This is a genomic window from Rhizobium sp. CNPSo 3670 (assembly GCF_057784555.1).
In genome coordinates, this window is the sequence record NZ_JBXSOL010000007.1 from 50,572 (window position 1) to 66,814 (window position 16,243).

Genomic DNA, 16,243 nt, shown 5'->3' on the forward strand with positions numbered 1-16,243 from the left:
GATTTCAATCCTCAAACCGTGGCGCTTTTTCGTCGAGCAGAGCATTGATCTCGGCAACGATGGACGGCGCTCGGCCGGGCTCCCCGAATACCGCCAGCCGCAGCGCCACGAACTCTGCTCCGGTCTCAGCGACGGCAAGAGCCGACGCCGGATCGGTGCCGCCCATGACGATGCAGGGGATTTCGATCATTGACGCCCACCATTCGCCGAGCGCAAGGTTCTTGGGATGCGCCTCCGGCTTGATATCCCCGTCGAGCTTGCCGAAGAAGATATAATCCGGCCTGACTTCGCCGATCTCCAGCGCATTGTGCCGGTCGCTGGCATTGCCGCCGCCGACGATCAGCTTCGGAGCGTGTTTGTCGATCGCCTCCGACAGTGCCTGGGCGTTGTCGGTAATATGCAGGCCATCCGCCTTCGCCCGTCCCGCCACGCGGCTGTCGCCTGCAATCAGCGCGGCGGCCCCCGCATCCTGGATCACCGGCACCAGCTTTTCGGCATGTTTCTGGAAGGCGCCGTCGTCGAGCCCGTATTGCGGCACGATGACGGAGGCGACATCGCCGCCCTTCAGCGCATCGGCGACGATCTTTGCCTGTTCATCGGCGTCGGCGATATCGGGGACGATGAGCACCAGGCGGCAGCGGTTTTCGGCTTCGGTCATGAGGTCTTTCCGTTTCCTGCGAATTCCTTCTCGAAAGGACGGATCCGCACTCGTTTTGTGTGAGTAGTTCCGTTAGAGGAGGCTTGCAAGAGGAGGACGTCGAAAGCATGCCGCAGGACTTGTCATTCTACTACGCCGCCGTGCCCGCGGTTCTGCTTGTCGGCCTAGCAAAAGGCGGCATGGGCGACGCTTTGTCGCTGATCGGCCTGCCATTTCTCGCCCTGGTCGTCTCGCCGCTCGAAGCCGCGGCGATCCTGCTGCCGATCCTGGTCTTCATGGACATGATCTCGCTCGTCATCTGGCGCAGGCATGGCGATTGGGCGACGCTGAGGATCATGCTGCCGGGCGCAATTTTCGGCATTGCCCTCGGCTGGGCGACCTCGGCGCTCGTTCCCGGCAACGTCCTTCGCGTCGTCATCGGCGCGGTGACGATCCTCTTCTGCCTCCGCTATTTCTGGAACAATTTCGGCCCGGGTGCCGGCAAGGTGGTTCCGCCGCGTGGCCAGCGGCCGGTGGCCGCCGGCCTCTGGGGCGCCTTCTCCGGCTACGGCAGCTTCGTCGCCCATGCAGGCGGCGCCCCCTTCCAGATCTATGCTTTGCCGCTCAAACTTCAGCCACGCGAATATACCGGCACCAGCGTGCGTTTCTTCGCGATCCTCAACGCCATCAAGCTGGTCCCCTATTTCGCGCTCGGCCAGCTTGACACGCAGAATCTTGCGACTTCGGCGACGCTGCTGCCTTTCGCGCCACTCGCTACCCTTGCCGGCGCCTGGTGCGTGCGGCGCATGAAGCCGGAGATATTCTATCCTTTCATGTATGCCATGGCCCTGATCGCCGCCTTTCTGATCGCGCGCGAGGGCCTTAGCGGCTGACAAAGGCCACGCTACGCTGCAATGCACAATTTCCTTGCCGGAAGGGCCGGTTTGACGTAGCTTTTCCAGCATGTCGAACACGGACCCTTTCTCGGCGATTGCTGATCCGAACCGGCGGTTTCTGCTGGAGGAATTGCGTCGCGCTCCAAGGACGGTCAACGAGCTCGCCGAAGGGCTGCCGATCAGCCGCCCGGCGGTCTCGCAACACCTAAAGGCGCTGCTCGACAGCAATCTGGTCTCGGTGACCTCGGAAGGCACGAAGCGCATTTACACGGTCAACAACCGAGGCTTCGACAAGCTCAATTTATGGCTGGATCAGTTCTGGGCCTGATGCGCGTCCCCGCCGTGGGACACGCTGCGATCACATGAAACCACTCGAATATGCCCTCGTGAAAGCGCCAGCCGCAATGCCTCAAGCATCGGACTGGCGCAAATCTGGTATGAGATCACCGGATCTTGCTGATTTTAGGCGGAATGGATGGATTTACCTCTTCTAACGCAAGATGATCGACCGGCGATCTCCTGGGAGGATTAATGGACGGATGACTTGAGACGCTGAATCTCGTCCTTGATGCGCAGCTTGCGGCGCTTGCATTCGGCAATTTCGGTATCGGAGATAGAGGGAGCTGTTCTGAGCGCGTGCAACTCCTCCTCGAGTGCTACGTGCTTTTTCTGGAGTGATTCAAGATGAGCTTCAACTGTCATTTGACCCTTCCTTCCTCTTACCCTCCCCGACCATCATCGTCGGGGATCAAGGTGTCAACGGGGCGGACTGTGACATATTTTTGACGGCTTGTCGAAGGCCAAAAGATGAAGAAGAGATGGCAAATTCATGATCAAGACTAACTAGCCGTTACCCGTATTTGGTGATAGGAGCTTGCGGAAATCATCGGCAGATCGGACAAGGTCCGAGGACGATAACGGGGAATGCATATGGCCGATCAGGAACAGGCGGAAATCAGGCTCATGGTGGCGCGTCTGCGCCAGGAGCATGAGGATTTCGACGCTGCGATAAACGCCATGATCGAGACCGGATGCGACGCTCTGCGAATCCAGCGCATGAAGAAGAAGAAGCTCGTCATCAAGGACAAGCTCTCCAAGCTGGAAGACCAGATCGTTCCCGATATCATTGCCTGAAAGGAACGGTCGCAGGATGACAGATAGACCACTCGTCGCCATCATCATGGGCAGCCAGTCCGATTGGGAGACCATGAAGAACGCGGCTGACACGCTGGAAGCGCTGGAAATCGCTTATGATGCGCGCATCATCTCAGCGCACCGTACGCCCGAGCGAATGATGAATTTCGCCAAGGGCGCACGTGCGGAAGGTTTCAAGGTCATCATCGCCGGCGCCGGTGGTGCGGCGCATCTGCCGGGCATGACCGCATCGATGACGCCGCTGCCGGTCTTCGGCGTCCCGGTTCAGTCGAAGACCATGTCCGGCCAGGACAGCCTTCTTTCCATCGTGCAGATGCCGGCCGGCATTCCGGTTGGGACCCTCGCCATCGGCAAGGCGGGTGCGGTCAACGCCGCTCTTCTCGCGGCCGCCGTGCTGGCCCTTTCCGACGAAGAGATTGCCGACAGGCTCGACGAATGGCGCGAGCGCCAGAGTGCTGCCGTCGCCGAATATCCAATGGACGACCAATGACCATAGGAACGATCGGCATTGTCGGCGGCGGCCAGCTCGGCCGCATGCTGGCCATCGCCGCCGCCAGATTGAATTTCCGCACTGTCATCCTCGAGCCGCAGCTCGACTGCCCCGCCGCCCAACTGGCGAACCGGCAGATCGTCGCCGCCTATGACGATCCGGCGGCGCTGGCCGAGCTGGCAGACGCCTGCGACGTCGTCACCTACGAATTCGAGAATGTGCCCGTCGCAGCCGCCGAAGCGCTCTCGGCAAGCATCGCCGTCTATCCGCCTGCCAAGGCGCTCGAGGCCGCCCAGGATCGGCTCGTCGAAAAACGCTTCCTCAACGGCTGCGGCATATCAACCGCTCGCTTTCATGCAGTCGACAGCCAGGCCGATCTCGAAACCGCACTGAAAGATTTCGGCGGCCAAGGCGTGCTGAAGACCCGCCGTCTCGGTTATGACGGCAAGGGGCAGAAGGTTTTCCGCTCGCCCGCCGACAATCCTGACGGCGCCTATGCCGCGCTCGGGGCAGTGCCGCTCATCCTCGAAAGCTTCGTCGCCTTCGAGCGAGAGGTCTCGATCATCGCCGCGCGTGCCGCGGATGGGACGGTCGTCTGCTTCGATCCCGCCGAGAATGTCCACCGCAACGGCATCCTCCACACCTCGACCGTTCCGGCCGCAATCTCGGCGACGACTTCGGAGGTCGCTCGTCAATCGGCGGAAAAGATTCTCGCCGCGTTGAACTATGTCGGCGTGATCGGCATCGAATTCTTCGTGCTCGCCGATGACAGCCTGGTCGCCAACGAGATGGCGCCGCGCGTCCACAATTCCGGTCATTGGACGGAAGCCGCCTGCGTGGTCAGCCAGTTCGAGCAGCATATCCGCGCTGTCGCTGGCCTGCCGCTCGGCAATGGCGAGCGGCACTCCGACTGCGTCATGCAGAATTTGGTCGGTGACGATATCCTTGCCGTCCGCGACTGGCTGCAGCGTCCCGACACGCTGGTTCACCTCTATGGCAAGAGCGAGTGGCGCCCCGGCCGCAAGATGGGTCATGTCACGACATTGGCGCCGAAATTGCCGGTTTCGGGATGAGAAAACGGCCGTGCGGCTTGGGAAAAACACCGTCACGTGGTTGACACGCTGGAGGTGACGAGGTATCTGCACCCCCACCTAAAGAGCGCGCCCCGACGGCGCGCTTTTGATTGTTAAAGTTACGGGCGAATGTGAATTCCCCCATAGAGATCGCGGATCAGAAAAATGAAGATCAAGAATTCGCTCAAGTCGCTCAAGGCACGTCACCGTGACAACCGTCTGGTTCGTCGCAAGGGCCGCATTTACATCATCAACAAGCTGAACCCGCGCTACAAGGCTCGTCAGGGCTGATTGCGCGAATCCGGATCGTGCGCCGCTCAGAGTGCGGCAACGGACATCCGGGGGTCGCTGCGGTGATCACGGCTAATTTGTTTGATCTTCGGCGCTGGCGGACTAATATGTCCGCCATGCGCTTTTTTGCTTTGACGTCAGCGGTGCTGCCGCTCGCCTTCATCCTCTCCACCTCCCCGTTTCCGGTCGCCGCGGCGGAAAAGAACGTCATTGTCGAGCGGAGGGATGCCACTAGTTCGCCGAAGCAGCGTCTCGATCAGCTCTTCAGTCAGCTGAAACGCGAGCGTGATCCTGATAAGGCCAGCAGCATCGCCAATGAAATTCGCCTGGAGTGGAATGATTCCGGCAGTGCGACCGTGAACCTGCTGATGCAATGGGCCGACAAGGCGATCGAGGAAAAACGCAATCCCGCCGCCCTCGATTTCCTCGACGAGGCGATTGCCCTCAAGCCCGATTACGCCGAGAGCTGGAATCGCCGCGCCACGCTGAATTTCATCATGGGCAATTACCGCAAGTCGATGTCCGACATCGAGCATGTGCTGGATATCGAGCCACGCCATTTCGGCGCGCTCTCCGGCATGGCCGCGATCCTCAACAATTCCGGCAATGATCAATTGACCCTGAAGGCCTGGGAACGGTTCCTCGATATCTATCCCGCCGATCGCACCGCGCAGGAGCAGGTCAACATGCTTGCGGAAAAACTGGCCGGCAATCGAACCTGAAGCAGGATCGCCGAGCTTGACCTGCGCCCAGAGCGCGCAATTTTAGAACTGTCGAGGGAATTTGACACGATCGTCCCCCGCAAAATCCATCGATCGTCGCCGTTAAGATCATGCTTGCCGAAGTTTCCGCTCTTCTCGCCCCGCTCGCGGCCATCATCGGCTACTCCTCTTATAAGGCGCGGCAATTCGAACAGACCTATCCGAATATCGGCGAGTTAACGGATGTCGGCGGCTACCGCATGAACGCCGTCCATGTCGAGCGTCCCGAAAATGCGGACCTGCCGGCGCTCGTCTTCATTCACGGCGCCAGCGGCAATCTGCTCGATCAGATCGTCGCTTTTCGCGCACTGCTCGAAGGCCGGGCGGAAATGCTGTTCGTTGATCGTCCCGGTCACGGCTATTCGGAACGCGGCGGACCTGAGAACGCCCTACCCTCGGGCCAGGCCGATGCAATCGCCCGACTGATGGAAAAGCGCGGCATCGAGAAGGCGATCATCGTCGGCCATTCCTTCGGCGGCGCGATCACCGCCGCCTTCGGCCTGCGCCACCCGGATAAGACCGCCGGCCTGCTCTTCCTCGCGCCGGCCACCCATCCGTGGCCCGGCGGCATCGACTGGTATTATCATGTGGCGACCGTGCCGGTCATCGGTTGGCTCTTCAACCACGCCGTCGTCGTTCCGCTTGGACTGAGCCGGCTGGAGCGCGGCACGCTGAATGTCTTCCGTCCCAATCCACGCCCTGCCGACTACATCGAAAAAACCGGCCCGTCGCTGGTGCTGCGGCCGAACACCTTCCACAACAATGCAGCCGATTTCAAAAGACTGCTCGCCTACGTGAAGGAGCAGTCGCCGCTCTACTCGCAGATCACCGCGCCGACCGTCATCATCACAGGCGACCGCGACGAGATCGTCTGGGAACACCTGCATTCGCGTGGCCTTGCCCGCGATATCGCAGGCTCCGAACTCGTTACGGTCCGCGGCGTCGGCCATAAGCCGGATTATCTCGCCACCGACGTCGCCATCGCCGCCATGGAAAAGATCGCCGGCGAGCCGCGCGACCTCCAGTCGGCCGCCCGCAGAGCCGAAGAGAGGCTCGCCGCCCCATCACGCGACCGAGCGACCGAAACTCCGTGGTCTCTGATCAGGAGCCCGGCATGGTGCGCGACATCTCGGGACTCGAACGTCCCGCTGGCAAGATGTTCGGCGGGGCGCTCGCAACCTCCCTCAGGCGCCGAGCCGCACACCGCCGTCGCAGGTGACGACATGACCGCTCATGAAGCCGCTTTCGATCAAGAATGCGATCGTCTGCGCGATATCCTCCGGCCTGCCGACACGGCCGACCGGCGTGCGGCCGGCGAAATCCGCGAAGACGCTGCTGCGCTGCTCGAATGGCAGGAAATGCCACCAGGGCGTATCGACGATCCCGGGTGAGACTCCGTTGACGCGCAGCGGCTTCAACTCGACGGCTAGTACCGGTACCATCGCCTCAATTCCGGCATTGACGGCGGCAAGCCCCGCCGTGCCGGGCATCGCCGCTTGGGCGCTGACCGCAGAGACGAAAGTGATGCTGCCGCCCGGTTGAAGGAAGGGTAGTGCCGCCTGTGCCGCAGCCGCATGCGGAATGAGTTTGGTCTGAAATCCGGCGAGCAGATCCGCCATATCGAGCGTTGCGAAGGGACCTGCGCCATGGCCGCTGCCCATCGCCAGCACGAGATGGCCGAAGGTGCCGATGCCGGCAAAAACTCTTGCTAGGCTTGAAAACTCCGTCGCATCGAGCACGACGGTGCGCAGATCGCCGACTAGCGAAGCTTGTGCGGCCGCGAGTTTTTCGCCGTCGCGGCTTGCGATGGTGACCGCGTATCCCTGTTTCAAAAGTAAGTTTGCTGTGGCAAGGCCGATGCCGGATGAACCGCCGATGATGACCACATGCTGCAAAGTCATGATGCTGCTCCTTGAACTCATTGATCCGCAGGCGGGGATCACCTGCGACTTTGGCACCATGCGCCCAATGAAAACGGCAAACAGTTCCAATTTTATCCTGGTATCGATACTGATATGATCGGACCCATGGATCAGAAAACCGACGTCTTCGAAGCCCGCCGCCGCGAATTCGCGGCCTTCCTGCGTTCACGCCGCGAGCGGCTGGCGCCATCTGACGTCGGCTTACCGGAAGGCATCCGCCGACGCACTCCAGGCCTGAGGCGCGAGGAACTCGCCATGCTCGCAGGCGTCGGCACCACCTGGTACACATGGCTGGAGCAGGCCCGCAACGTCCGCCCCTCCCCACAGGTGCTAAACGCCCTTGCCGATGCCCTCCGCCTCGACGATGCCGAGCGCCGGCACCTCTTCACCCTCAATAATCGCCAGGCGGTACAGGCGATGTCGACAACACCCGAACACGTCGACGAGTCGCTGCAGCGCGTGCTCGCCAATCTGACCCATCAACCGGCCTATGTGCTCGGCCGGCGATGGGATGTGCTCGCCTGGAACCGCGCAACCGATGTGCTCTTCGGTGGCTATGACACGCTTGAGCGCGACGAGCGCAACATCATGCATCGTCTCTTCGTCGACCCTGCACATCGCCGGCTGCTCGTTGATTGGGAATCGGTTGCCCGCGTCTCCCTCGCGATGTTCCGGGCCGACAGTGCTCGTTATGCCGGCGATCCGGATTTCGAGCGGCTGATTGCACTGCTCATGCAGGCAAGTGACGAGTTCCGCAGTTGGTGGCAGCGCCACGAGGTGATCAGCCCGCTATCCGGCATCAAGCGCATCGATCATCCGGTCATGGGCCGCATGTCCTTCGAACACACCGGCCTGGCGCTGACGAACCGGCCCGAGATGAAGCTCATCGTCTACACGCCGCTCGATGACGACGATACCAACAGCAAACTCGCCAAACTGCTGGATCTGGATCCGGCATAAAGCCTGCCCCTCGCATTGCCGCGGACCGCAGCAGCCCCATATGTCTTTCCGTTGTTGTCCATAGGAGGGGAAATCATGGGCCGCCTGCATATCGGGACGATCTCCGTCATATCGGCATTGTCGCTAACTCTGACGACGGCCTTCGCGGCCTCGCCCGCACCGGTCGAAGCCGAACACGGGATGGTCGTCACCGCCCAGCATCTGGCGACCGATGTCGGCGTCGAGGTGCTGAAGAGCGGCGGCAACGCCGTCGATGCAGCGGTCGCCGTCGGTTATGCACTGGCGGTCGTCTATCCCTCGGCCGGCAATCTCGGCGGCGGCGGCTTCATGACCATCCGCCTGAAAGACGGCACCAAGACCTTCCTCGATTTCCGCGAACGCGCGCCGCTCGCCGCGACAAAGACAATGTATCTCGATGCTAAGGGCGATATCGTGCCGCGGGCCAGCCTTGATGGCTATCTCGCCGTCGGCGTTCCGGGCTCCGTCATGGGTTTCGAGACGGCTCGCGAGAAATACGGCACCCGCTCACGCCAGGATCTGATCGGGCCGGCGCTCCGCTTCGCCAAGGAGGGCTACACGCTGGAACAGGGTGACGCGGCGATCCTTGCCGGCAGCGCCAAGCGCCTTGCCAAGGACGAGACGGCGGCGAAGATTTTCCTGAAATCGGACGGCAAGCCCTATGGCTCCGGCGAAAAGCTTGCGCAGCCGGATCTCGCTGCAGTCCTGGCGGCCATTTCGGAAAAAGGACCGGACGCCTTCTATAAGGCTTCCCCCGCCGAGGCGATCGTAAAAGCGAGCCAGGCCAAGGGCGGCATCCTCGCCAAGGAGGACTTCGAGCAGTATGCCGTGCGCGAGCTGAAGCCGATCGAGTGCAATTACCGCGGCTACGACATCATCTCCTCGCCGCCACCCTCTTCCGGCGGCGTGATCATATGCGAGATCCTCAACGTCCTCGAAGGTTATCCGCTCTCCTATCTCGGCTACGCCTCGGCTGAAACCGTGCATGTGATGGTCGAGGCGATGCGCTACGCCTATGTCGACCGCAACGCGGCCCTCGGCGATCCCGATTTCGTCAACAATCCGGTCGAAAAACTGCTCGACAAGAGCTACGCCAAGGAGATCGCAGCAAAGATCGATCCCTACAAGGCCGGAACTTCGGCCAACCTGGAACCGCTCGGCGGCAAGGAAAGCAACGAGACGACCCACTATTCGATCATTGACGACGAGGGCAATGCGGTTGCCGTCACCTATACACTGAACGGCTCCTTCGGCGCAGCGGTCGTGGCACCCGTCACCGGCATTCTGCTCAACAACGAGATGGACGATTTCACCTCCAAGCCGGGTGTGCCGAACCTTTATGGCCTCGTTCAGGGCGAAGCCAACGCCATCGCTCCGAAGAAGACGCCGCTCTCCTCGATGAGCCCGACGATCGTCACCCGCGACGGCAAGCCCTTCATGGTGATCGGCAGCCCCGGCGGTTCGCGCATCATAACCATCACGCTGGAGGCGATTTTGAATGTCGTCGATTTTGGCATGGATATCAGCCAGGCGGTCAACGCACCGCGGTTTCATCACCAATGGCAGCCCGACAAGGTCTATCTCGAGCCCTATGCGCTCTCGCCGGATACGGAAAAGACGCTTGCGGCAATGGGCTATAGCTTCGACGGCGGCAACGGCGCGCCGCTCTGGGGCCAGGCCGCTGGCATCCTCGTCGGCGGCAAAAGCCTTGCCGCCATCGAAAAGGGCGGCGGCGCTCGTTACAACGGCGCCATGGACGCCCGCGCGACAGAAGGCTCGGCGGGCGGCTATTGACGGTCGGCGAGCCGCCGGGCATTGCGCATGGTCATTCATGTCACGGTGACAAAGTCACCGTTCACAAAGCGTTTGCCCCGTCCTATGCATGAGCGACGCCGCAAGCAGGACGATTCTCGAATGGTCAGCATTGAAATGATTGTTGCCGCCCGCGCTCGACTGCGCGGTCTCGCGCGCCGCACGCCGCTTCTCTCCTCCCCCTTCCTGGACGAGATCGCCGGCCGGCGCCTGTTCGTGAAGGCGGAATGTCTGCAGCATTCGGGTTCCTTCAAGTTTCGCGGCGGCTGGTCTGCCGTCTCCGGGCTCGACCCGGCAGTACGCGCACGCGGCGTCATCGCCTTCTCCTCGGGTAATCATGCGCAGGGTGTCGCGCTTGCCGCCAAGCTGCACGGCGTGCCCGCGGTCATCATCATGCCGAGCAATGCGCCGAAGCTGAAGATCGCCAATACCCGCGCCTTCGGCGCCGAGGTCGTACTCTACGACCGCGCCAACGAGGATCGCGACGAAATCGGCGCCCGGCTCTCCGCCGAGCGCGGCCTGACGCTGATCAAACCTTTCGACGAACCGCTTGTCATCGCCGGTCAGGGCACGACTGGTCTCGAAATATCCGAACAGGCGGCAGAAGAAGGTATAACTGAAGCCGAGGTGCTCGTTCCCTGCGGCGGCGGCGGACTGACGTCAGGCATCGCGCTCGCCCTCGAAGCCAGCGCCCCCGGCTTTCGCGTCCGTCCCTGCGAGCCTAGGGACTTCGACGATACCACCCGCTCGCTCGCCTCCGGCAGGATCGAACGCAACGCCTCCATGTCGGGTTCGATCTGCGATGCGATCATCACACCGGAGCCGGGCAAGATCACCTTCCCGATCTTGCAGCGCCTCGCCGGCGCCGGCATCGTCGTCACCGACGACGAAGCGCTGCGCGCCATGGCGCTGGCCTTCGTTAGATTGAAGATTGTCGTCGAGCCGGGCGGCGCCGTGGCGCTGGCTGCCGCCCTCTTCCACGGCGAGGCGCTGGAAAGCGATACCGTGGTCGCCGTCACCTCCGGCGGCAATGTCGATACCGACATCTTCGCTATGGCGTTGGAACGCTTCGGCTGAATAACAGGGCGGATTCATTGATCGGGGCCTGCGCTCGCAGAGGCAATCGAGAGATCAGCCTGCCGTCCCGTGCAGCGCGCCATGCACGGACTGTAGAACCAGTTCGCCAAGCCGCGCCGCAGCTGGTTGCAGCTCAGCTTCGGCTCTATGCAGCACCAGGCCGAGCTTCGGCAGCTCAGGCAGGCCGATTGCCTCTGGCGCGAGCGCCCGGACCTTCGCCGGCAGGCCGATCGGTGTGCGGATGGTCAAACCGAGACCCGCCGCCGTCGCTGCCCAGAGGCCGCCGAGACTGGGGCTGACGAATGCGAGCCGCCAGGAGATTCCCGCTGCGTCGAGCGCCTTGGTCGCCGCACTGCGCAACAGGCACGGCGCCTCCAGCGAGGAAAGCGGCATCGGCTCGCCGCTTGCCGCATGCCAGCCGGGCTGTCCCTCGGCAGGCCCGATCCAGCACATCGGCACTTCGCCGATGCGCTCGCAATGCGCCGTCAATTTCCCGTCGCTCCAGGCGAGTGCCAAATCGAGCTTGCCTGAGGTGACCCGCTCGAGAAGTTCGGCATTGCGCACCACCCGCGCCTCGATGCGGACTTTCGGGTGGGCCCGCGCGAAACGGCCGAGCACCTCAGGCAACAAGCTCTCGCCGAAATCCTCCTGCAGACCCAGTCGCACCCAGCCTTCCAGCTCGATGCTGTGCACGGCCGCCGCCGCCTCGTCATTGAGCTCCAGCAACCGTCTGGCATAACCGAGCATCGTTTCGCCGGCATCGGTCAGCGCCAGCCCGCGACCCGCCTTGCGGAAGATTGGGGTGCCCGCCTGTTCCTCCAGCTTCTTCAGCTGCGCGCTGACCGCTGACGTCGAACGCCCAAGCTTTTCCGCCGCCTTGGCGAAATTGCCGAGCTCCATGCCGGTCGAAAAGGTCCGCAGCACATCGAGATCGAAGATCGTTCGCCGCATCGTATTGTTCCAAATTTTGGGATATTTGATCCATAAAATTCTGATTTTCAGCATCATCCTGTGCTGCGATGATGCTGTTGTCAAGGCCGCCCGACGGCCCGAACCATGGAGATCCCAATGCCCTTCGTTCGCATCTCTCTTCGCAAAGGCAAGTCACAGGAATATCTCGCAGCGCTTGCCGACAACGTCCAGCGCGCACTGGTCGAGACCTTCGACGTGCCCGAAAACGACCGCTTCCAGGCCATCCATCAGCATGATGAGAATGAACTGATCTTCGACCGCAGCTATCTTGCCGGCCCTCGCTCGGACGATTTCGTCTATATCTCAGTCACGATCGGCCGGCCGCGAACGGGGGAGATGAAAGCAGCGCTGTATCGGCGGCTCGCCGAGCTGCTGACCCAATCGCCGGGCCTTCGGCCGGAAGACCTGATGATCGTCGTCAGCACCAGCGCGCCTGAGGACTGGTCCTTCGGCAACGGAATCGCCCAAATGACCGATCCAGACTGGCGGCTGCAGATAGCCGGAGGCCGGCAATGAGCGCTGCGAACCCGAAATCGATGACCGTCAGGCGACCTGGTAAGGTGGCCCGCTCGCCCGAAGGCGTGGCAACCGCGCCCTTCTGGGTTGAGATGCTGCTCGAAGGCACCGACGGCGAAAATACCGCGATGCGTGCCACGCTCGATCCGGGCACCATCACCCGCTGGCACACCCATCCCAAGGGGCAGTTGCTCTATGTCCTTGCGGGACAGGGCCTGGCACAGAACGAGGGCGGCTTGGTTGAGGAATTGCGTGCCGGCGATGCGGTCTGGTTTGCGCCCGGCGAACGCCACTGGCATGGCGCCGCCGCTGACAGCCCGCTCACCTATATCAGCATCCAGCCGGCGGAAAATGGCAGCTTTGTCGAATGGCTGGATCCAGTGGAGGCACGGCCATGATCGCTATGCAATACAGCTTTACCCTGCCGGCCGATTACGACATGTCGATCATCGATCGCCGCATCCGCGACAAGGGGCGGTTGCTCGACGGCTTCCCCAATCTCGGTTTCAAAGCCTATCTCAGCGCCCGCATCGGCGAATTCGGCAGCCGCGACAACCTGTATGCGCCCTTCTACCTCTGGCGGAGGCCGGAACGGGCAGGCGACTTCCTCTGCGGCACGGGTTTCCAGGCGCTCACCAGTTCCTTCGGCTGGCCGCAGGTAAAGACCTGGATCGTATGGAAGGCGCAAATCTCGCCCGATATCGCCGCTGCCGCGTTCGCAACCCGCAATATCCTGCAGACTGAAGCCCATGCACCGCTTGCCGATCTCCGGCGGGCCGAAATCGCAGAGGCCGAAGCCGATCTGGCGGCAGGCGCACTCGCCTCCGTCTCCGGCTTCGAACCGACGACATGGACCCGCATACGCTTCAGCTTGTGGCGGGAGCCTCCCGAGATCGGCGATGACGCGCAGACCTACCGCGTCGGCCATATGTCCTTGGCCCGATGAGTTTAGGCGGTGGCCCGACGGTAAAAGGCAAGCGATCCCGCAAGGGCGAGCAGCGCGCCGCCGCATGCGCGTTCCAGCCATAAGGCGCCTGACGTTTTCAGGAAACGGACCGCCTGCGAGCCGAAGAAAGCGTAACCGAACATGATGATGAAATCGAGCACAGCGAAGACAAGGGCGAGCAGCAAATACTGCGCCGTCTGCGGCTGGGTGGGCTCGATGAACTGCGGCAGAAAGGCGGAGAAGAAGAGATATCCCTTCGGGTTGGTCACCGCGACCATGAAACTCTTCAGCCCGATCGAAAAGGTCGATCTCGCGGCCGCCTCATCGGACTTCAGCGCCGCGTCGATCGTGCCCTTCGAGCGCAAGAGCATGATGCCGAGAAAGGCGAGATAGGCGGCACCCGCCCATTTCAGCATCGAGAACCAGAATTCCGATGCCGCAAGCAGCGCGCCGAGTCCGACAGCCACAGCGCCGATCAGGACGAAATCCGAAAGAACCGCGCCGACCATGCCGGCGACCGCGCGGCGCAGCCCATGCCGAGAACCATTTGTCAACGCCAGCAGCACTGTCGGTCCTGGTGTGGCGATACCGACGAAGGAAACGGCCGCGAAAGCCAAAAGAGTGACGATATCCATGATGATCCCTCCAAACCCGAGGATCGAGACTTGCATGCGCCGCATCCCTTGGCAATGCCTGGTCACATGAACGAAAAAAGCCTGCCGCCCTTTTAGGCAGCAGGCTTCATCACAGATGCGATCGGATCAGACGCCGCTCTGGCCGTCCGAACCGATATAGGCGATGCGCAGCATGTTGGTGGCGCCCGGCGTGCCGAGCGGCACGCCGGCCGAGATGATGATGCGATCGCCCGGCTTGCCGAAACCTTCGTCGGCGACGATGCGGCAGGCGCGGTTGACCATGTCGTCGAGATCGGTCGCGTCATGGGTGACGACGCAATGAAGGCCCCAGACGATGGCAAGCCGGCGCGCCGTCTTGATGATCGGCGACAATGCCAGGATCGGCACCTGCGGGCGCTCGCGCGAGGCGCGGAGACCCGTCGTGCCCGACGAGGTGTAGCAGACGATCGCCGACAGCTTCAGCGTTTCGGCGATTTGACGGGCGGCAAGCGAGATCGCATCGGCGCCGGTTGCTTCCGGCTGGGCGCGCTGAGCATAGATGATGCCGGGATAATGCGGCTCGCGCTCGATGGCCGTGGCAATCGAGGCCATGGTCGAGACGGCTTCGACCGGATAGTCGCCCGAGGCCGATTCGGCCGAGAGCATGACGGCATCGGCGCCTTCGAAGACGGCGGTCGCGACGTCTGATACTTCGGCGCGTGTCGGCACCGGCGCTGAAATCATCGATTCCAGCATCTGCGTGGCGACGACAACCGGCTTGCCCGAACGGCGGCAGGCACGGATCAGCTGCTTCTGAATGCCTGGAACCGATTCGAGCGGCATTTCGACGCCGAGATCGCCGCGGGCGACCATCAGAGCGTCGGAAAGCTCGATGATCTCCTCGATGCGCTCGAGAGCCTGCGGTTTTTCGATCTTCGACATCAGGCCGACGCGGCCGCGGGCGATCTTGCGCACTTCGGCAAGGTCGTCTGGACGCTGGACGAAGGAAAGCGCCACCCAGTCGACATCGTCGGTGGCGAGCACAGCGTCGAGATCGGACCGGTCCTTGTCGGTCAGCGCACCGACGCCGAGCAACGTGTCGGGAAGGCTGACACCCTTGCGGTCGGAAATGCGCGTGCCGGACACCACCGTCGTGACGATGCTCTTGCCGTCGCACTTGTCGGCGCGCAGGCAGAGCTTGCCGTCATCGATCAGCAGACGGTGGCCAGGTTGTACCGATTCCAGGATCTCGGGATGCGGCAGGTAGACGCGTGTGGCATCGCCGAGCGCTTCATTGTTGTCGAGCGTGAAGGTCTGGCCGGGTTTCAGATCGACCTTGCTGTCGGTAAACTTGCCGACGCGCAGCTTCGGTCCCTGCAGGTCGGCGAGAATGCCGATCGGCCGGCCTGAACGCGCCTCGACCGAGCGGATGCGCTGGATGAGCGTTCGCATCAGGTCGTGGCTCGCATGGCTCATATTGATGCGGAAGACATCGGCACCAGCCTGGTGCAGCTTCTCGATCATCGATTCCTCGGCGGAGGCGGGCCCGAGGGTGGCGAGGATTTTAACTTTGCGATTACGCTTCATCAATTCTGACTTTCTTGCGTCCCTGGGGTGTCGGAGAGTTGAACCATCCAGCTGCCCTGGCGGCCCGTGTCATATTCCTTGAATCCCATCTTCTGGTAGCCCCGGGCATAACAATCCTGCACGCCCGAGATCTTGAATTCGTTTTCCGCCACGCACATCTGCACGTCCCCCGTCCACCGTCCTCCCCGGGCGGCGTCCTCTGCGTAGAGGTAATAATAACGCGACTGCAATTCTCCCTCGATCAGCGTGGCGCAAGTTGTTGCCGGCACCTGCCACCAGCCCTCCGTGATCCAGCCGTCTTTGGCTCTGTATCCGATCGCTACCCCAACCAGATTTTGCGTTCCGTTGCACACGCGAAAGTCGGCGCGTGCGGCATCTGCGATGAAGAACGGCATGGCGGCTGCAAGAGCAAACAGGGCGAGTCGGACCAGCGGTCCGGACCGCGTGAGGAAACTTGGCGCGGCTTGAATCAACACGGCTCCCAAATAGCTCCACGGTTATTCATATCCGTGCCTT

20 protein-coding genes and 1 pseudogene are annotated in these 16,243 nt (G+C 62.2%); 14 read left to right on the plus strand and 7 right to left on the minus strand.

The features are described from left to right. Positions 1–4 precede the first annotated feature (4 nt). A complete protein-coding gene (locus AC13QO_RS09100; RefSeq protein WP_183698791.1) occupies positions 5–658 on the minus strand; it encodes a thiamine phosphate synthase in 654 nt (217 codons plus the stop codon). 107 nt (positions 659–765) lie between these two features. Here AC13QO_RS09100 and AC13QO_RS09105 point away from each other — a divergent pair, with 107 nt between their 5' ends. Together AC13QO_RS09105 and AC13QO_RS09110 are read left to right on the plus strand one after the other, a co-directional pair. Continuing rightward, positions 766–1,530: a sulfite exporter TauE/SafE family protein gene (locus tag AC13QO_RS09105; protein ID WP_285192594.1), complete on the plus strand. Its 765-nt coding sequence runs from the start codon at positions 766–768 to the stop codon at positions 1,528–1,530. 70 nt (positions 1,531–1,600) lie between these two features. Further along, a complete protein-coding gene (locus AC13QO_RS09110) occupies positions 1,601–1,861 on the plus strand; it encodes an ArsR/SmtB family transcription factor (RefSeq protein WP_003542830.1) in 261 nt (86 codons plus the stop codon). A gap of 200 nt (positions 1,862–2,061) precedes the next feature. Here AC13QO_RS09110 and AC13QO_RS09115 read toward each other — a convergent pair whose 3' ends face one another. Next, entirely contained in the window at positions 2,062–2,235 is a 174-nt protein-coding gene (locus AC13QO_RS09115) for a YdcH family protein (RefSeq protein ID WP_008533139.1), read from the minus strand. A 228-nt stretch (positions 2,236–2,463) separates the two neighbouring features. Between AC13QO_RS09115 and AC13QO_RS09120 the strand changes: the two genes are divergently transcribed. The 6 genes and pseudogenes from AC13QO_RS09120 to AC13QO_RS09145 all read left to right on the plus strand — a co-directional run. After that, positions 2,464–2,667 (plus strand): YdcH family protein, encoded by a 204-nt coding sequence (locus AC13QO_RS09120; RefSeq protein WP_010028538.1) that lies wholly within the window; start codon positions 2,464–2,466, stop codon positions 2,665–2,667. A 16-nt stretch (positions 2,668–2,683) separates the two neighbouring features. After that, positions 2,684–3,178, plus strand: a complete 495-nt coding sequence (purE, locus tag AC13QO_RS09125) for a 5-(carboxyamino)imidazole ribonucleotide mutase (RefSeq protein ID WP_064811306.1) — start codon at positions 2,684–2,686, stop codon at positions 3,176–3,178. Beyond that, positions 3,175–4,251 carry a 5-(carboxyamino)imidazole ribonucleotide synthase gene (locus AC13QO_RS09130; RefSeq protein WP_488540495.1) on the plus strand — a complete coding sequence of 359 codons (1,077 nt, stop codon included), beginning with the start codon at positions 3,175–3,177 and terminating at the stop codon, positions 4,249–4,251. Before purE ends, AC13QO_RS09130 begins: the two co-directional genes overlap by 4 nt. Positions 4,252–4,416: 165 nt before the next feature. Continuing rightward, positions 4,417–4,542: a type B 50S ribosomal protein L36 gene (gene ykgO / locus AC13QO_RS09135; RefSeq protein ID WP_003582204.1), complete on the plus strand. Its 126-nt coding sequence runs from the start codon at positions 4,417–4,419 to the stop codon at positions 4,540–4,542. A gap of 107 nt (positions 4,543–4,649) precedes the next feature. Further along, positions 4,650–5,264, plus strand: coding sequence for a tetratricopeptide repeat protein (locus AC13QO_RS09140; protein ID WP_097597281.1), 615 nt, complete (start codon positions 4,650–4,652; stop codon positions 5,262–5,264). Positions 5,265–5,374: 110 nt separating this feature from the next. Further along, positions 5,375–6,403, plus strand: a pseudogene (locus tag AC13QO_RS09145) (alpha/beta fold hydrolase); the annotation flags it as partial. Between the two features lie 84 nt (positions 6,404–6,487). Here AC13QO_RS09145 and AC13QO_RS09150 read toward each other — a convergent pair. After that, entirely contained in the window at positions 6,488–7,204 is a 717-nt protein-coding gene (locus AC13QO_RS09150) for an SDR family oxidoreductase (RefSeq protein WP_488540496.1), read from the minus strand. Positions 7,205–7,318: 114 nt separating this feature from the next. On the opposite strand from AC13QO_RS09150, the gene AC13QO_RS09155 reads away from it, so the two are divergent. The 3 genes from AC13QO_RS09155 (at position 7,319) to AC13QO_RS09165 (ending at position 11,092) form a co-directional block, all read left to right on the plus strand. Next, positions 7,319–8,185, plus strand: a complete 867-nt coding sequence (locus AC13QO_RS09155) for a helix-turn-helix transcriptional regulator (protein ID WP_285192584.1) — start codon at positions 7,319–7,321, stop codon at positions 8,183–8,185. 75 nt (positions 8,186–8,260) lie between these two features. Continuing rightward, complete coding sequence (ggt, locus tag AC13QO_RS09160; protein WP_488540497.1) at positions 8,261–9,997, plus strand: gamma-glutamyltransferase; 1,737 nt, start codon at positions 8,261–8,263, stop codon at positions 9,995–9,997. 120 nt (positions 9,998–10,117) lie between these two features. Next, the gene (locus AC13QO_RS09165) at positions 10,118–11,092 is read left to right on the plus strand and encodes a threonine ammonia-lyase (protein ID WP_285192580.1); all 975 of its coding nucleotides are present in this window, start codon (positions 10,118–10,120) and stop codon (positions 11,090–11,092) included. A gap of 54 nt (positions 11,093–11,146) precedes the next feature. On the opposite strand, the gene AC13QO_RS09170 is transcribed toward AC13QO_RS09165, so the two are convergent. Then, entirely contained in the window at positions 11,147–12,043 is an 897-nt protein-coding gene (locus AC13QO_RS09170; protein ID WP_285192579.1) for a LysR substrate-binding domain-containing protein, read from the minus strand. Between the two features lie 117 nt (positions 12,044–12,160). Here AC13QO_RS09170 and AC13QO_RS09175 point away from each other — a divergent pair, with 117 nt between their 5' ends. Genes AC13QO_RS09175 through AC13QO_RS09185 form a run of 3 tightly spaced genes read left to right on the plus strand, consistent with a single transcriptional unit; the run spans position 12,161 to position 13,526 of the window. Continuing rightward, positions 12,161–12,580, plus strand: coding sequence for a tautomerase family protein (locus AC13QO_RS09175; RefSeq protein ID WP_488540498.1), 420 nt, complete (start codon positions 12,161–12,163; stop codon positions 12,578–12,580). Continuing rightward, positions 12,577–12,978: a cupin domain-containing protein gene (locus tag AC13QO_RS09180; protein ID WP_285192577.1), complete on the plus strand. Its 402-nt coding sequence runs from the start codon at positions 12,577–12,579 to the stop codon at positions 12,976–12,978. The genes AC13QO_RS09175 and AC13QO_RS09180 overlap by 4 nt, the downstream gene beginning before the upstream one ends. Then, the gene (locus tag AC13QO_RS09185; RefSeq protein ID WP_285192576.1) at positions 12,975–13,526 is read left to right on the plus strand and encodes a DUF4865 family protein; all 552 of its coding nucleotides are present in this window, start codon (positions 12,975–12,977) and stop codon (positions 13,524–13,526) included. The genes AC13QO_RS09180 and AC13QO_RS09185 overlap by 4 nt, the downstream gene beginning before the upstream one ends. Before the next feature lie 2 nt (positions 13,527–13,528). Here AC13QO_RS09185 and AC13QO_RS09190 read toward each other — a convergent pair whose 3' ends face one another. From AC13QO_RS09190 to AC13QO_RS09200, 3 genes are all read right to left on the minus strand, one after another. Next, the gene (locus AC13QO_RS09190) at positions 13,529–14,161 is read right to left on the minus strand and encodes a LysE family translocator (protein ID WP_285192574.1); all 633 of its coding nucleotides are present in this window, start codon (positions 14,159–14,161) and stop codon (positions 13,529–13,531) included. A gap of 126 nt (positions 14,162–14,287) precedes the next feature. Next, complete coding sequence (pyk, locus tag AC13QO_RS09195) at positions 14,288–15,727, minus strand: pyruvate kinase (protein ID WP_285192707.1); 1,440 nt, start codon at positions 15,725–15,727, stop codon at positions 14,288–14,290. Then, entirely contained in the window at positions 15,727–16,212 is a 486-nt protein-coding gene (locus tag AC13QO_RS09200) for a DUF1036 domain-containing protein (protein ID WP_011426762.1), read from the minus strand. Before AC13QO_RS09200 ends, pyk begins: the two co-directional genes overlap by 1 nt. Between the last annotated feature and the right edge of the window lie 31 nt (positions 16,213–16,243).

Bases quoted from the DNA above. Each gene is read 5' to 3' on its own strand.
- AC13QO_RS09185 (WP_285192576.1), top strand. From the start codon at position 12,975: ATGATCGCTATGCAATACAGCTTTACCCTGCCGGCCGATTACGACATG.
- AC13QO_RS09180 (WP_285192577.1), top strand. From the start codon at position 12,577: ATGAGCGCTGCGAACCCGAAATCGATGACCGTCAGGCGACCTGGTAAG.
- AC13QO_RS09165 (WP_285192580.1), top strand. From the start codon at position 10,118: ATGGTCAGCATTGAAATGATTGTTGCCGCCCGCGCTCGACTGCGCGGT.
- AC13QO_RS09110 (WP_003542830.1), top strand. From the start codon at position 1,601: ATGTCGAACACGGACCCTTTCTCGGCGATTGCTGATCCGAACCGGCGG.
- AC13QO_RS09130 (WP_488540495.1), top strand. From the start codon at position 3,175: ATGACCATAGGAACGATCGGCATTGTCGGCGGCGGCCAGCTCGGCCGC.
- ggt (WP_488540497.1), top strand. From the start codon at position 8,261: ATGGGCCGCCTGCATATCGGGACGATCTCCGTCATATCGGCATTGTCG.
- AC13QO_RS09150 (WP_488540496.1), bottom strand. From the start codon at position 7,204: ATGACTTTGCAGCATGTGGTCATCATCGGCGGTTCATCCGGCATCGGC.
- AC13QO_RS09140 (WP_097597281.1), top strand. From the start codon at position 4,650: ATGTCCGCCATGCGCTTTTTTGCTTTGACGTCAGCGGTGCTGCCGCTC.
- AC13QO_RS09155 (WP_285192584.1), top strand. From the start codon at position 7,319: ATGATCGGACCCATGGATCAGAAAACCGACGTCTTCGAAGCCCGCCGC.
- AC13QO_RS09170 (WP_285192579.1), bottom strand. From the start codon at position 12,043: ATGCGGCGAACGATCTTCGATCTCGATGTGCTGCGGACCTTTTCGACC.
- AC13QO_RS09190 (WP_285192574.1), bottom strand. From the start codon at position 14,161: ATGGATATCGTCACTCTTTTGGCTTTCGCGGCCGTTTCCTTCGTCGGT.
- purE (WP_064811306.1), top strand. From the start codon at position 2,684: ATGACAGATAGACCACTCGTCGCCATCATCATGGGCAGCCAGTCCGAT.
- AC13QO_RS09115 (WP_008533139.1), bottom strand. From the start codon at position 2,235: ATGACAGTTGAAGCTCATCTTGAATCACTCCAGAAAAAGCACGTAGCA.
- AC13QO_RS09100 (WP_183698791.1), bottom strand. From the start codon at position 658: ATGACCGAAGCCGAAAACCGCTGCCGCCTGGTGCTCATCGTCCCCGAT.
- AC13QO_RS09120 (WP_010028538.1), top strand. From the start codon at position 2,464: ATGGCCGATCAGGAACAGGCGGAAATCAGGCTCATGGTGGCGCGTCTG.
- AC13QO_RS09175 (WP_488540498.1), top strand. From the start codon at position 12,161: ATGCCCTTCGTTCGCATCTCTCTTCGCAAAGGCAAGTCACAGGAATAT.
- ykgO (WP_003582204.1), top strand. From the start codon at position 4,417: ATGAAGATCAAGAATTCGCTCAAGTCGCTCAAGGCACGTCACCGTGAC.
- pyk (WP_285192707.1), bottom strand. From the start codon at position 15,727: ATGAAGCGTAATCGCAAAGTTAAAATCCTCGCCACCCTCGGGCCCGCC.
- AC13QO_RS09105 (WP_285192594.1), top strand. From the start codon at position 766: ATGCCGCAGGACTTGTCATTCTACTACGCCGCCGTGCCCGCGGTTCTG.